Source organism: Peribacillus sp. 05N428, assembly GCF_056397085.1.
In genome coordinates, this window is record NZ_JBFTMS010000001.1 from 70,664 (window position 1) to 84,239 (window position 13,576).

The 13,576-nt window shown below is 38.0% G+C and carries 14 protein-coding genes and 1 pseudogene; 11 read left to right on the forward strand and 4 right to left on the reverse strand.

Going from position 1 to position 13,576, the window contains the following annotated elements; translation table 11 throughout:
• Nucleotides 1-18: 18 nt before the first annotated feature.
• From AC1DIV_RS00295 to AC1DIV_RS00310, 4 genes are all read left to right on the forward strand, one after another.
• Nucleotides 19-915: a LysR family transcriptional regulator gene (locus AC1DIV_RS00295; RefSeq protein ID WP_340876133.1), complete on the forward strand. Its 897-nt coding sequence runs from the start codon at nucleotides 19-21 to the stop codon at nucleotides 913-915.
• Nucleotides 916-1,322: 407 nt separating this feature from the next.
• Nucleotides 1,323-1,661: a metal-sensitive transcriptional regulator gene (locus AC1DIV_RS00300; RefSeq protein ID WP_340878505.1), complete on the forward strand. Its 339-nt coding sequence runs from the start codon at nucleotides 1,323-1,325 to the stop codon at nucleotides 1,659-1,661.
• Between the two features lie 16 nt (nucleotides 1,662-1,677).
• Nucleotides 1,678-1,884: a copper chaperone CopZ gene (copZ, locus tag AC1DIV_RS00305; RefSeq protein ID WP_230156554.1), complete on the forward strand. Its 207-nt coding sequence runs from the start codon at nucleotides 1,678-1,680 to the stop codon at nucleotides 1,882-1,884.
• Between the two features lie 75 nt (nucleotides 1,885-1,959).
• Nucleotides 1,960-4,374 (forward strand): heavy metal translocating P-type ATPase, encoded by a 2,415-nt coding sequence (locus AC1DIV_RS00310; protein ID WP_340876136.1) that lies wholly within the window; start codon nucleotides 1,960-1,962, stop codon nucleotides 4,372-4,374.
• A 157-nt stretch (nucleotides 4,375-4,531) separates the two neighbouring features.
• On the opposite strand, the gene AC1DIV_RS00315 is transcribed toward AC1DIV_RS00310, so the two are convergent.
• Nucleotides 4,532-5,035, reverse strand: a complete 504-nt coding sequence (locus tag AC1DIV_RS00315; protein ID WP_340876137.1) for a DinB family protein — start codon at nucleotides 5,033-5,035, stop codon at nucleotides 4,532-4,534.
• Between the two features lie 249 nt (nucleotides 5,036-5,284).
• On the opposite strand from AC1DIV_RS00315, the gene AC1DIV_RS00320 reads away from it, so the two are divergent.
• The 3 genes from AC1DIV_RS00320 to AC1DIV_RS00330 all read left to right on the forward strand — a co-directional run bounded on the left by AC1DIV_RS00320 (nucleotide 5,285) and on the right by AC1DIV_RS00330 (nucleotide 7,876).
• The gene (locus AC1DIV_RS00320) at nucleotides 5,285-6,205 is read left to right on the forward strand and encodes a patatin-like phospholipase family protein (RefSeq protein ID WP_340876140.1); all 921 of its coding nucleotides are present in this window, start codon (nucleotides 5,285-5,287) and stop codon (nucleotides 6,203-6,205) included.
• Between the two features lie 708 nt (nucleotides 6,206-6,913).
• Nucleotides 6,914-7,495 (forward strand): hypothetical protein, encoded by a 582-nt coding sequence (locus AC1DIV_RS00325; protein ID WP_340876142.1) that lies wholly within the window; start codon nucleotides 6,914-6,916, stop codon nucleotides 7,493-7,495.
• A gap of 24 nt (nucleotides 7,496-7,519) precedes the next feature.
• Complete coding sequence (locus AC1DIV_RS00330) at nucleotides 7,520-7,876, forward strand: hypothetical protein (RefSeq protein ID WP_340876144.1); 357 nt, start codon at nucleotides 7,520-7,522, stop codon at nucleotides 7,874-7,876.
• Here the strand turns inward: AC1DIV_RS00330 and AC1DIV_RS00335 are convergent.
• From AC1DIV_RS00335 to AC1DIV_RS00345, 3 genes and pseudogenes are all read right to left on the reverse strand, one after another.
• Entirely contained in the window at nucleotides 7,779-8,075 is a 297-nt protein-coding gene (locus AC1DIV_RS00335; protein WP_445670118.1) for a Spo0E family sporulation regulatory protein-aspartic acid phosphatase, read from the reverse strand. The genes AC1DIV_RS00330 and AC1DIV_RS00335 overlap by 98 nt on opposite strands.
• 5 nt (nucleotides 8,076-8,080) lie before the next feature.
• A pseudogene (locus tag AC1DIV_RS00340) lies at nucleotides 8,081-8,236 on the reverse strand (transposase); the annotation flags it as partial.
• 477 nt (nucleotides 8,237-8,713) lie between these two features.
• A complete protein-coding gene (locus AC1DIV_RS00345; protein ID WP_340878506.1) occupies nucleotides 8,714-8,881 on the reverse strand; it encodes an aspartyl-phosphate phosphatase Spo0E family protein in 168 nt (55 codons plus the stop codon).
• Nucleotides 8,882-9,422: 541 nt separating this feature from the next.
• Between AC1DIV_RS00345 and AC1DIV_RS00350 the strand changes: the two genes are divergently transcribed.
• The 4 genes from AC1DIV_RS00350 to AC1DIV_RS00365 all read left to right on the forward strand — a co-directional run bounded on the left by AC1DIV_RS00350 (nucleotide 9,423) and on the right by AC1DIV_RS00365 (nucleotide 13,475).
• On the forward strand, nucleotides 9,423-11,165 hold the full coding sequence (locus AC1DIV_RS00350; RefSeq protein ID WP_340876145.1) for an alkaline phosphatase D family protein: 1,743 nt from the start codon (nucleotides 9,423-9,425) through the stop codon (nucleotides 11,163-11,165).
• Between the two features lie 70 nt (nucleotides 11,166-11,235).
• On the forward strand, nucleotides 11,236-11,448 hold the full coding sequence (locus tag AC1DIV_RS00355) for a twin-arginine translocase TatA/TatE family subunit (protein ID WP_034312740.1): 213 nt from the start codon (nucleotides 11,236-11,238) through the stop codon (nucleotides 11,446-11,448).
• Nucleotides 11,449-11,596: 148 nt separating this feature from the next.
• Nucleotides 11,597-12,298 carry a twin-arginine translocase subunit TatC gene (gene tatC / locus AC1DIV_RS00360; RefSeq protein ID WP_439126777.1) on the forward strand — a complete coding sequence of 234 codons (702 nt, stop codon included), beginning with the start codon at nucleotides 11,597-11,599 and terminating at the stop codon, nucleotides 12,296-12,298.
• Between the two features lie 544 nt (nucleotides 12,299-12,842).
• Nucleotides 12,843-13,475, forward strand: a complete 633-nt coding sequence (locus AC1DIV_RS00365; protein WP_318290944.1) for a YitT family protein — start codon at nucleotides 12,843-12,845, stop codon at nucleotides 13,473-13,475.
• Nucleotides 13,476-13,576 lie beyond the last annotated feature (101 nt).

Consider the following 13,576-nt stretch of genomic DNA (forward strand, 5'->3'; position numbering starts at 1 on the left):
TAGTGAGAAGGGGAACATATGGATCAACTATTATCTGTATTTATATCTGTAGCTGATAAAAGAAACTTTTCCAGAGCAGCGGAAGAGCTTCATTTGACTCAGCCTGCAGTCAGCCAGCAAATTCAACAGTTGGAAAAACATGTAGGGGCAAAATTACTTCTGCGAACAAACAAATCTGTCCAGCTAACTAAAGCAGGAGAAATAGTCTATTTACATGCTAAAGAAATAACAGGTTTATATAAACGAATGTCAATGTTAGTGAATGAATTAAATAACGAGCCAACAGGATCATTAAAAATTGGTGCCAGCTATACCTTTGGAGAGTATGTATTACCACATATACTTGCAAGAATGAAAAACCTATTTCCTAATATCTTCCCTTCGGTACAGATTGGCAACACAAGGGATATAGCCAAGGCAATCACAAGTCATGAGATTGATGTAGGAATTGTAGAGGGGGAAATTTCTCTTCGAAATATATATATAAAATCGGTTTCCACCGACAAAATGTATATCGTGGCAGGGGGGAAATATCCAATTTATTTCAATAAGGAAGTTACAAGGAGACAGGTGGAACAAGAGAATTGGATTGTCCGAGAAGAAGGTTCTGGTACAAGAGAGGCAACAGAAACATTATTTCAATCTTTACAAATATGTCCTTCCAAGCTAATGGAGTTCGGCAGCACACAACTTATAAAAGAAGCAGTTGAAGCCGGGCTTGGAATTAGTTACTTATCTGAACTTACTGTAAAAAAAGAAAGAATGCTTGGTACCATTCAAGTATTAAATGTAAAAGGGACACCGATAAAAAGAAATTTTTCAGTTATAACAGAATCTGAGGAATTGCATACGAAATCTATGAACTTATTTATTGAATTAATAGAAAAATATCTAGAGAACCAATTATTGCAATAGAACTATTTGATATATTAACAAAAATATAAAAACCCCGGATAAGGGACAAACATAAAAAAGTGTCCCTTATCCGGGGTTTTTTATGTTTCAATAAGTGTAATGAGAATGGACGGAGGGTTTCTATGAATAAGAATATATATACTGAATTTTTTCTTTAAGTTTGTCTTCAGTCTGGCTGAGGGTACATTAGTATCGCAGTGTTTTGTGTTAACTAATTGTATTCTTAAAAAGGTTCTTGGCGGGCAAGGATCTGGATTGTTCAACTCACAAAATGTGCGCTTCTTAGCTTAAGAATAGAAAATGTTAAAATACGGATAGTAATAAATGATGCACATAAATCTTTCTCTTTGCATAGGGTAGGAGGGTATGGTATATTAATTTTTGAGGAGGGATGGGCAATGGATGAAATGATGAATGGGCAAGATGCGATTAATGAAGAAGAATGCTGTACGACCTCTTCCCACGGCCGAAAGAGTCATCACTCAGAAGCAGTAAAAAAGAACTTAACGACCCGGTTAAATCGAATTGAAGGTCAAATCCGCGGTATAAAGGGTCTTATTGAAAAAGATACGTACTGTGATGATGTGATCACCCAAATAGCAGCTACACAAAGCGCGATGAATAGTGTGGCCAAGATTTTATTGGAAGGGCATCTAAGGAATTGTGTGGTTGAACGCCTGAATGAAGGAGATACAGAGGTTATAGATGAAGTGCTTGTAACGATACAAAAATTAATGAAAAAATAAAGGAGCAGTGGATAAAATGGAAAATGTAACATTGAATGTAAGTGGAATGTCTTGTGGTCATTGTGTGAATGCAGTTGAAGGGAATGTAGGAAAACTTTCGGGTGTTGAAAGCGTAAAGGTGCATTTGGATGCAGGAAAAGTAGATGTAGCGTTTGACAAGGAAAAAGTATCACTTGAGAAAATAAAAGAAACAATCGATGATCAAGGCTACGATGTCGAGTAAGTTATGAGAGTGCTGTTAAGCACTTCTTTTTTACAAAGAAATATACCCCATAGCGGTATAGGGAGGCGGGATGAAGTGAGCAGCCAAATAAAAGAAACAAGTTTACAGATTTCAGGAATGACTTGCGCTGCCTGTGCAAACCGAATTGAAAAAGGGTTAAACAAAATGGAAGGCGTTGAGGAAGCCACCGTTAATTTGGCTCTTGAGAAATCGGTTATTAAATATGATTCGGAAAAAGTAAGCAACCAGGACCTCGAAAAGAAAATTCAGGATCTTGGCTATGATGTAGTAAAAGAGAAAAAGGAATTTACGATTACTGGCATGACCTGCGCTGCCTGTGCAAACCGAATAGAAAAAGGGTTAAATAAGATGGATGGGGTGAGCATGGCTAATGTCAATCTAGCGCTTGAAAATGCGACCGTCGAATATGATCCTTCCCAAGCCTCCCCAATTGACATCATTCAACGGGTGGAGAAGCTGGGTTATGGGGCGATCATTAAGGAAGATAAAATGGAATCCGTGAATTTCCGGCAAAAAGAAATACAAAAACAAAAGAATACATTCATCTTTTCAGTCATTTTATCATTCCCATTGTTATGGGCGATGGTAAGCCATTTTAGTTTTACTTCGTTTATCTATATGCCTGATTTCCTCATGAATCCTTGGGTGCAGATGGCATTCGCAACCCCGGTGCAATTTTTGATTGGAAAGCAGTTCTATGTTGGAGCTTATAAAGCCTTGAGAAATAAAAGTGCCAATATGGATGTATTAGTCGCGATGGGAACATCCGCTGCCTATTTTTACAGTGTTTATCAGGCGATCATCTCGATGGGTTCCCATCACAATACGGCACAACTTTATTTCGAAACAAGTTCGATTCTTATCACCCTCATACTTTTGGGTAAGCTGTTTGAAGCAAAAGCAAAAGGACGTTCTTCCGAGGCCATCAAAAAATTGATGGGGCTTCAGGCCAAAACGGCATTGGTTCTAAGAAATGGGGAAGAACGGGAAATACCACTTGAAGAAGTCATCGTAGGGGATACGATTTTGGTGAAGCCGGGTGAAAAGATCCCTGTCGATGGCAAGGTAATCGAAGGGAACTCTGCCGTCGATGAATCCATGTTAACGGGTGAGAGCATCCCGGTCGATAAAACAAACGGGGATACTGTGATCGGTTCAACATTGAATAAGAATGGGTTTCTCAAAATGAAAGCGACTAAAATAGGAAGGGATACAGCTCTTTCCCAAATCATTAAAGTCGTCGAAGATGCTCAAGGTTCGAAAGCGCCGATTCAACGGCTTGCTGACCAAATTTCCGGTGTTTTCGTTCCCATTGTTGTCGGAATCGCCCTTTTAACTTTTCTGGTTTGGATGATTTGGGTTAACCCTGGAGAATTCACACCTGCTTTTGAAGCGATGATTGCAGTGCTAGTCATAGCCTGCCCATGTGCTTTAGGCCTGGCCACTCCCACCTCTATCATGGCAGGGTCTGGAAGGGCTGCCGAATTCGGGATCTTATTTAAAGGCGGGGAACATCTGGAAACCACCCACCATATTGATACGGTCATCTTGGATAAAACGGGAACGGTAACGAATGGTACCCCTGTGTTGACAGATGTCCTCATTGAGAATGGTATGGAGGAAGAACAGTTTTTATCATTAATCGGTGCAGCTGAAAAACAATCTGAACACCCTCTTGCTCAATCAATCGTTCAAGGAATTCAAGCAAGACAGATTTCACTTGCAGCTGTTGAGGAATTTGAAGCGATGCCTGGATACGGGATTAGAGCTGTGGCGGATCAAAAAGTGATATTCATCGGAACCCGTAAATTGATGAAGCAAAATAACGTGGATATTACTAAGGCGCTAACAGCGATGGGAGAATTTGAAGAGCAAGGGAAGACTGCAATGCTCGCTAGCATTGAAGGGGAATATGCAGGACTCATTGCTGTTGCGGATACGATAAAAGAGAGCTCACTAGCGGCGATTAAAAGGTTAAAAGCAATGGATATCCAGGTCATCATGATAACCGGGGATAATCAAAGAACAGCAAATGCCATCGGCCATCAAGTTGGCATTGACCATGTAATCGCAGAAGTCCTACCTGAAGGGAAAGCGGAAGAAGTGAAAAAACTGCAGGCCGCCGGTAAAACAGTGGCAATGGTCGGCGATGGGATAAATGATGCGCCCGCGCTGGCACTAGCCGATATAGGAATGGCAATAGGAACCGGGACGGACATAGCCATGGAAGCTGCCGATATCACTTTGATCCGGGGTGATTTGAACAGTATTGCAGATGCCATCCTCATGAGCAGGAAGACGATGAAAAACATCAAACAAAACCTATTCTGGGCATTTGCCTATAATGTAATCGGAATACCAATTGCGGCAATCGGACTGCTTGCCCCGTGGTTAGCGGGTGCTGCCATGGCCTTCAGTTCTGTGTCAGTCGTATTGAATGCACTTCGCCTTCAACGGATAAAGCTTTAAAGGTCATGTAACATATATAGAAGAAAGTTGTACTGACTACGGGCGTATGAATTTTAATCATCCAAATAAAGCCGATGATTCCTTCACAAGAGGACCATCGGCTTTCATCTGGAATGAGCGGCAATGTTACTGCAACTCCTAAAGGTTGTCAAACCGCTTATTTTAAACAGTAAAATACATAATCTGTTGGTGCCCCATTCTCACCTTGTTGATGGAGCATCGCTGATACATTACCGCGATGATAGGTCCCATGATTCACTACATGATGGATGAGGTCGGCAAGTACAAACTCACAAGCTCCCATTTTCGGATGTTCGGTTACAATGGTCCGTTCAAGATCAGGCTGCGAATTAAGAAAATTGTCATAATCCTTTGCAAGTTCATCATATGAGGATTCCAGTTCATTTAATGAGATTCCTTCCACTTCTTTCCGCCGCTGTTCAACTTTTTTAAAAGTTTCTTGAACTGTGCTTCCTTTCATTATCTCCAACCAGGTAATATCTGTTGCGTAAAGGTGAACAAGGACTTCCTTGATGGATGGAAAGACACTTTTTATCGTGTCTCCATAAACTCCGTCCGGTAATTGTTTTAGTTTTTGGAACACTTGCTGATTAGCCCAAACATGGTAATCATACATTTTCTTGGCACGGTTATTTTCCATTTTTTCACTCCCTTCAATTGTTACATTTCCTTTTCGACATCATTTAAAGAATTCCTTTATCAAAGGCTGCTTCCTAATCTGATAATTTGTCCATGCAAATGCTTCGTTTTCTACATACCATGATAATAGAAGCTATCCTACTATTGTTATTACGTTAGATTGCCATCAAAGGGTTAAAGAGTGTGAAAATTCACATTATTTTCAAATATTGTTAATATGATAATAACTCTTATCGAGAGGTGGAAAAAAATGAAAGCAGATGCCGTTTTTGAAGGTGGGGGGGTCAGGGGAATTGCTTTTATTGGAGCAATTCAAGCAATGGAAGAGGAAAATGTCGAATGGGAAAGACTTGCTGGGACATCAGCAGGAGCAGTAATAGCTGCACTTTTGGCTAGTGGCTATAAAAGCCATGAAATTAGAGAACGGTTTAGTGAAATCAATTACTCAAAGTTTCGAGGCAGGACAATTCTGAATCGAATTCCCATTTTGGGCTTCTTTTTGGAACTTATGGTTCATCTTGGGATTTACAAAAACGATTATTTGGAGACATGGGTAGATTCACTTCTTTCAGAAAAAGGGATAAAGACATTCGCGGATCTTCCAGATGGAAAGTTGAAGATCATTGCTTCTGATGTTTCGAATGGAAAGATGCTTATTTTGCCAGATGATTTGGACCGCTATGGTATGTCTCCTGCTGATTTAAAAGTTTCAACTGCTGTTATGATGAGTGCCTCCTTACCATTTTTCTTCCGTCCGGTTATTTGGAAATCAAAAGACCGGAAAAAATCCTACATTTTAGATGGTGGTTTACTTAGTAACTTCCCGATATGGATATTTGATACCGACAATCCTCGTTTTCCAACATTCGGATTCCATTTTGTGAAAGATGAAGTTAACATAGGCGGGGTTATCCCAACGCCCATCCACCTTTTCAAAAATATATTTAAAACGATGCTCCAAGCCCATGATTTACGACATATGAACGAAGAAACGATTGAACGCACGATTCAAATTCCTGTTGGCGGCATCAATGCAACGGATTTTGAACTGAATGAGGAAGAAATCAACTTTCTCTATAAATCAGGCTATACTTCTGCAAAAGAATTTTTGTCGAATTGGGATTTTGAACAATATAAGGTCAAACGCTTGCAAAGAGTCAAAAATGAGTAGGCGAAATATACCTCTATCATTCGTTCCAAAAGGGGGAAAGAGGGGACAAGGAGCTGTTACAACGGCTCTTTTTCTTATTGAATGAACGAATCAATCATTTTACATGAGGCATAATTGTCTTGAGCTTTTTAAAAGCAATAAGCGTTATTGCGATATCGTAAAATATTAATATTTTGATATTGCTTAACAAATATTATGAAAGTATTTAAATGATGAGGAAATGAGACATTTAAAAATTATTAGAAGTCATAATAAATAGTATCTTTTACGACGTCTATGTGAACCAGTAAAAGAATTGTCCGAACATAAAAAACTACTTCTTTCGAAAAAAATCTTGACCGAGACATATTCCAAGTTTGAATGAACTCGTAAAATCCCACAGCTTATAAAAGAGGTAATGATAATTTGAATAATGATTCTTCAGACCCCTGTTTTTTATATATTTTTATAAAAATATAATAAATATAGTTATATTTTCACACTCGTGTTAATATAAAGTGGTAGATAATACCTAATCATGGAAAGGAGAGGATTTTATAAACAGATACAGAAATCGGAACTGTTCCCGCCTCAGCCTTCAGCCTTAAACCTTTGTCCTTCAGTCTCTACTTAGATCACTCCATAAACAGCATCTTCTATGAGAGAATTTATTTCTTAAATGTAGGAAAAATGTTAAGAAAAAATCTACTAGAAGGGGAATAGAATATTATGAAATATATATATGCCTTTTCATTATCGTTGATTATTTTATTTAGTTTTGTAGCTCCTTCCTTTGCAAGTATAGAGGTTAGCAACGAGACATCGACACAAGAAGTAAACGAACATGCCTATTCTTTTAATGAACTAGAAATAATAAGTAATACAATTTTACCGGAGCAAGAGATTGAAAATCTATATAATGAAGTTATGAGTATTAATACACTTAACTCTAGTGGTATAACTGCATATGGACCTATTTCAGGTGGATCAACAAAAACTGAAATAGCTCCTATTTATAGAACCTACAAAAATACCGGTGTAAATGAAGCCAAAAATCTAATTTTTGCATATATGATGAAAAGGATTCCTGAAAAATTGACAGATAGTGTATTCGCTAATTGGCTTTTTGTAAAGTTAAATAGCTGGTCCAAAATTAGTCCAACTTACGTTGGTTCTTGGGTATCAAGTTCATATAGCATTGTAGAAAAGAAAAGAAATTATCATGCGACAGTGGTTCATTATGGCAAAAGTAATTACACATCACCTAAATCAGTTCAATATTTCCAATGCAATTACTGGTTTGGGAAATAATAAATCGAGGAAATGGGGAATAAGATGAATTTGAAAATATTATTGAGAATAGGTATCTTTTTATTATTTTCTTTTCTTATGATTTTTGATTATTTCCCTCATCTCGTTCTCAAAGACATTCCTAAAACTGCACTGACAATTGGAATGGTCCCATTAGCGGTTGTCTATATTGTCATTAATCGAAAGACTGAAAAAAATTGTGAAAATTCATTAATTGGAGAAGCAGTATTTATTTTTTTTATGTTAGTGCTAATAGGTGTATTAACGGTAATGGGCGGAAAATCTACTGTAGGAATCTCTTTGAATAATCCAATGTTGTGGTTTGTTTTATTATTGACAATCGTTGATATGACCGTAAGATATAGGAAAATGAATGCTTAGAAAACGCTAGACTTATGAAATTGGGGAATTTCCCGACGAAAAACAGCCAGTTTTCCAACAGTTTTTCTAGTTCCTGGCTTATATGTAAAGTTTTTGGTGAAGTGATCCAATGTTTAAATGCCGTATTTATTATTTCTTTCCTCATTGTCTCTATTTTTTTTTGTAGCAGTCCAATACTGTTCAATAAAAATCCCCTCAAAACCTAACTGGATTAATACTTCCTTTCTCTGAATACATATCTTTCACTAAATCATAAATGAAAGAGAAATCAATGGCAGTCTCCATTTTACGAACTCAATGGTTCGCTGGCACCAGTGGGTCTAAAGAAATCATTCCAGTTGATCTCGCTGAATGAATCATTTTTAGAAAGCAAACTCATCATCTCAAGTTTTAATAAATCTATTTTAAAACAAAAAAGACTGTAGGCAAAAGGAGTATTATACAAATTTTTAAACATAGTTGATTGGAGCGGGTGTGAGAGACTCCTGCGGGAATAACGAGTCCAAGGGAAACCCCACAGGCGCAAGTGCGCCGAGGGCGGACCGCCCACGGAAAGAGAGTGCCCTACGTTCCAATCAACTTCCAAATTTGTACAAGCAAAAAAAATTGTAGACAAATTCTCGAGTTTGTCTACAGTCTGAGGCATCCATTCATTTTGGATGCTTTTTAATTAGGAAGAGTGACGATGTTAAAAATTATCCTAATGATTTAACGGATAATACATAAAAATTAGACCACGAGTCCAAGAAAAATATAAGAGGTAAGAGAAGCATGAACTACATAGTGATGATTCCATGAAGTATTAGTAGAAAAATCAATCAGGCTTTATTCCGCTTTTTAGACATATTCTAAATCATTTGGTTCTTTTTCATATGTAAGTAAATTCAACAGTTCATCTAGTTTCTGGCTTTTATGTAATGTTTTTGGGGCAGTAAATCCATAAATCAATCCGGTGGTTATTAGTTCTTTCCTCAATATCTCAATTTTTTCAAATAATGCTTCCATACTCTCCAATGCAGAATCCTCAAGTGCTTTCTTTTTTTGTTATGAAACTATTATTACATAAATTAGGATGTTTTTAAACAAAAAGTGAGTATTCACTTATAAAAATATTGCTGAAGCATTATTGTCCGATTACAGATGACTATGATGAGTTCTAAACCTTCCTTTGAATCAAGGTTTCCTTACTGCGGTGGGATCCAACCAAGTAATGGCGATCTTTCTTTTATTCCATTATTTCGCTGTCTTCTTTAGGCTTTTATAGTTTTAAAGGTTTATTGTAAAAATAGCCCATGGAAGTTATTTGTAACGATTAAATAAATGATTCGTTAAGAGAACTAGGCTGAAAGACTGTCGTTATATGTAAAAGTTTGTAGGTCTATGTAAATGTATGAGTGAATCAAAACTCTTTTTGTATTCAATGGGTATCATAAGACCTGCCTAAAAATTCCTAATTTATTGATTTATTGATTTACACATCTTCATACACCTTTAAAAATGGCCTTCTATACTTGAACCAGATTCAAATAATAGGAGGGAAAGATCAATGAATAATGAAAGAGCAATGGATGATTTAATTAAGAATTGGAGCGAATTAGGTAAGAATATGGACCGCCGAAATTTTATCCAGGGAGCGAGTAAGCTTGCCGGACTTTCATTAGGTCTTGCTCTTGCCCAATCAATGGGCGGTATTGAAGTGAATGCTGCCCCGAAATTCAGTGATTATCCATTTACTCTCGGTGTTGCTTCAGGAGATCCGCTCTCGGACAGTGTCGTTTTATGGACAAGGTTGGCACCGGATCCGTTGAATGGAGGGGGAATGCCAAAAGAAGCCATTTCGGTTAAATGGGAAGTGGCAAAGGATGAGAATTTCAGAAAGATTGTCCAGCAAGGCAAGGAAATAGCCAGGCCGGAACTTGGCCACTCCATACATGTGGAAGTAAGCGGGTTAAAACCTGATAAAGTCTATTTTTACCGTTTTAAAAGCGGCGGGGAAGTAAGTCAGACTGGGAAAACGAAAACACTTCCGCCAATAGGTTCAAGTGTTTCGAGCTTGTCATTCGCGTTTGTTTCATGTCAGCAATTTGAGCATGGTTATTATACGGCCTATAAACATTTGGCAAAGGAAGATCTGGATATTGTCTTCCACCTTGGCGATTATATATATGAATATGGACCAAATGAATATGTTTCTTCTACAGGTAATGTCCGTGTACATAGTGGACCAGAGATCATTACACTTGAAGATTATCGGAATAGATACGCACAATATCGCTCTGATACCCATTTAAAAGCGGCACACGCAGCTTTCCCATGGGTGGTGACTTGGGATGATCATGAAGTTGAAAACAATTATGCAAATGTCATACCGGAAAAAGGACAATCGGTAGAAGCTTTCATCAAGAGAAGGGCCGCCGCTTATCAGGCTTACTATGAGCATATGCCCCTTCGTAAATCATCATTGCCTAAGGGAGCGGATATGAGGTTATACCGAAATTTCACATATGGCGACCTGGCCTCTTTCTTTGTATTGGATTCACGTCAATACCGGGATGATCAGGCAAACGGTGATGGAAGTTCACCGCAAACGCCTGAGTCACTTGATCCGAAACGGACATTACTAGGTCCAGAGCAGGAACAGTGGCTAACTGACAATCTATCAAATTCAAAAACGAAGTGGAATGTTCTGCCTCAGCAGATTTTCTTTGCACAACGAAATTATGGAACACCAACCGCCCCAAAATTCAGCATGGATTCCTGGGATGGTTACCCGGCTGCACGCGATCGCTTAATTGATGTAATCAAAAGCAACCACCTGGAAAATCTGGTCGTATTGACCGGTGATGTACATGCAAGCTGGGCCGCCAATTTAAAGGTGGATTTCGATGATCCAAATTCAAAGATTTTCGGAGTGGAGTTTGTCGGCACTTCGATCACATCTGGTGGAAATGGTGCGGATAAGCGTGCGGACACGGATAAAATACTAAGTCAGAATCCGCATATAAAGTTCTTTAATGATTACAGGGGATATGTACGGTGCAAAGTAACACCAGAACAATGGAAGGCGGATTACCGTGTAGTCCCATTCGTGACAGAACCAGGTGCGGATATATCGACAAGAGCATCTTTTGTTTTTGATAAGGATCAAACAGGGCTGCGAAAGGTTGCTTCAGCAGCGGTTATGGAAGGTGTACAAAAAACGAACGAAGTTGAGGAAGATCGAACACGTGCCCATAATCGCGCACATGAAAAACAAAGAATGAAAAGTCAGGGGAAAGTGACTAATTGATAGGGAATCCTTATGATGCTTGACAGGAATATAGTGAAGAAAAATGAGAAGATCAAAGGAGTGAGTAAGAATGCTTTCAAATATAGGAATACCCGGTTTGGTGATTGTCCTTGTGATTGCACTGATTATTTTTGGACCGTCCAAACTGCCGGAAATAGGCCGTGCATTTGGCCGGACATTGTCCGAATTCAAAAGTGCAACCAAAGGATTGGTGAATGATACAGAAAAAGAAGAAGAAAATGAGAATAAAGCTGCATTAAGAGCTGTTAAAAAAGAGGGATGAAGTAAATGAGATAGAGCGGGCGGAAAGACTCGCCTGCTTCTTTTCATGATAATGGTTAGAGGGGAAGCGCTATTTGCAAAATGGCAAATAATATGTCTAAAAAGGGGGAGTGAAAGTGGAGAGTAAGGATTTACACGTTATTGAGCATATGGAGGAACTCCGAAGCAGAATCATTAAAACACTGATAGGTTTTGTGGCTTTTTTCATAATGAGCTTCATATTCGTACAGGATATTTATAATTTACTTATTAAAGATTTGGAAGGAAAGCTTGCCGTACTCGGCCCGAGTGAGATCCTATGGGTATATATGATTATCGCTGGGGTTTGCGCAATTGCTGCAACGATTCCGTTAGCAGCCTATCAGTTATGGCGCTTTGTGGCTCCAGCTTTGAAACCGGAAGAGAGAAGGGTTACATTTCGCTTCATACCCGGACTGTTCATTCTATTCATCACAGGTATCTCATTTGGATATTTTGTGTTGTTTCCAATAGTGCTGGGTTTCCTAACTTCCCTATCGGCCGGGCAGTTCGAGATGATGTTCACTGCGGAAAAGTATTTTCGCTTCATGATTAATTTGATCTTACCTTTCGGAATTTTATTCGAGATGCCGCTTGTGGTCATGTTCCTGACCAGATTAGGCATCATCAATCCAACAGTGTTGAAAAAGTCTCGCAAGATTTCTTATTTCGTCCTGGTCATCATCTCGATCCTGATTACGCCTCCAGATATAATTTCGGACATTTTGGTTATCGTCCCTTTGCTTGTGCTTTATGAGGTGAGTGTACAGCTGTCCAATATGGTTTATCGCAAAAGGCTTATGAAAGATGAGTCAGCATTATCCGTGACATGAAAAGGATAATCACAGCCTATTGAAAGTAACATTTCTTGGGAAATAATTAATGGAACAATAAAAAGTTGAGGGGGGTCCCCTCAGCTTTTTATTGTGGGATAATACTTTTTGGGAATGATAGGGGGTATGCTTTTGCATATTTGCCTTCTAACCAATGTGATTATGTAAGGGGACGTAGTTTTACTATGTAAAAGCCTTCTACTTGTCCAACCCTGAGGAATTTTAATCATTTAAATCAAAGGTTTTGGGGTTTCAAGGTAATCACAAGTTACATGTACAGAAACTCTGCAATGTCTAAATGATTATGTAGTAGACATGAACATCTTCAAGTTTTAAGGGGATGTTTTATTTTTTTATTTTGAAGGAGAGAGGATTCTGGTTAGCGAATAATTGTAATCACTTGAACAGAATAATGGATTCTTCGTATTAGCATTCCAAAATATCGAAAGGTGAAAGGTTCGAATCTTATTATCGTTCAAGTATAAATATATATTTAGGGGGGGGAAGAGCATTATCAAAATATCGAACAGGATGGTGAGAATGTATGAAGGATTTATTGAAAATTATCGCAGGAAACATTTCCATGACCTTTGCTTATGCTTATTTAATCGTCCCCAATGAAATCATCAATGGCGGGGTAACTAGCTCGGCATTATTATTGAATGCGTTATTGGGTTATAACATTGCCATGCTCGCCAATTTGGTTACAGGATTACTGTTAATCATTTGTTTAGTTTTTCTAGGGAAAGAGTACTTTTTTAAGTCGATCGTAAGTTCCCTTAGCTATATGGTATTTTTTAATTTTTTTTATTCATTGAACATTCAGTTTAATATGAATATCGTTTTAGTGATCTTCATTTCGTCGATTTTGATAGCGATAGGATATTATTTATGTATAACTGCAAATGCCTCCACTGTTGGCTTTGACGTGATCGCCTTAATTTTACATCACAAAAATGAAAAAATAGATATTGCTGCGACAATAAGGATTATTAATCTTATCGTACTGATATTGGGCCTTCTGGTTTATGGTTATGCATCGATTGTTAAGGGAATTGCTTTTACATTGCTTTTTTCATATCTTTTAAAGAAAATGCTGGATAGGAAGCAAAAGGCAGTAACGTCAGCTACGGAAAGTGTGTTGGATGAAACACCAAAGGTAAATGAAGTAAAATAACTAAAATTGGAGACTTAATGGACATCGTTTTTTATTTGAAAATTTTCATTTTGTTATCTAAATATTCTGATTTTTAAATTGACTTTAAAAAAATCAGAGTG

Coding starts and splice junctions, on each gene's coding strand:
- AC1DIV_RS00315 (WP_340876137.1), bottom strand. CDS start 5,035: ATGGAAAATAACCGTGCCAAGAAAATGTATGATTACCATGTTTGGGCT.
- AC1DIV_RS00320 (WP_340876140.1), top strand. CDS start 5,285: ATGAAAGCAGATGCCGTTTTTGAAGGTGGGGGGGTCAGGGGAATTGCT.
- AC1DIV_RS00295 (WP_340876133.1), top strand. CDS start 19: ATGGATCAACTATTATCTGTATTTATATCTGTAGCTGATAAAAGAAAC.
- tatC (WP_439126777.1), top strand. CDS start 11,597: ATGGAGGAACTCCGAAGCAGAATCATTAAAACACTGATAGGTTTTGTG.
- AC1DIV_RS00300 (WP_340878505.1), top strand. CDS start 1,323: ATGATGAATGGGCAAGATGCGATTAATGAAGAAGAATGCTGTACGACC.
- AC1DIV_RS00325 (WP_340876142.1), top strand. CDS start 6,914: ATGAAATATATATATGCCTTTTCATTATCGTTGATTATTTTATTTAGT.
- copZ (WP_230156554.1), top strand. CDS start 1,678: ATGGAAAATGTAACATTGAATGTAAGTGGAATGTCTTGTGGTCATTGT.
- AC1DIV_RS00365 (WP_318290944.1), top strand. CDS start 12,843: ATGAAGGATTTATTGAAAATTATCGCAGGAAACATTTCCATGACCTTT.
- AC1DIV_RS00355 (WP_034312740.1), top strand. CDS start 11,236: ATGCTTTCAAATATAGGAATACCCGGTTTGGTGATTGTCCTTGTGATT.
- AC1DIV_RS00350 (WP_340876145.1), top strand. CDS start 9,423: ATGAATAATGAAAGAGCAATGGATGATTTAATTAAGAATTGGAGCGAA.
- AC1DIV_RS00345 (WP_340878506.1), bottom strand. CDS start 8,881: ATGGAAGCATTATTTGAAAAAATTGAGATATTGAGGAAAGAACTAATA.
- AC1DIV_RS00330 (WP_340876144.1), top strand. CDS start 7,520: ATGAATTTGAAAATATTATTGAGAATAGGTATCTTTTTATTATTTTCT.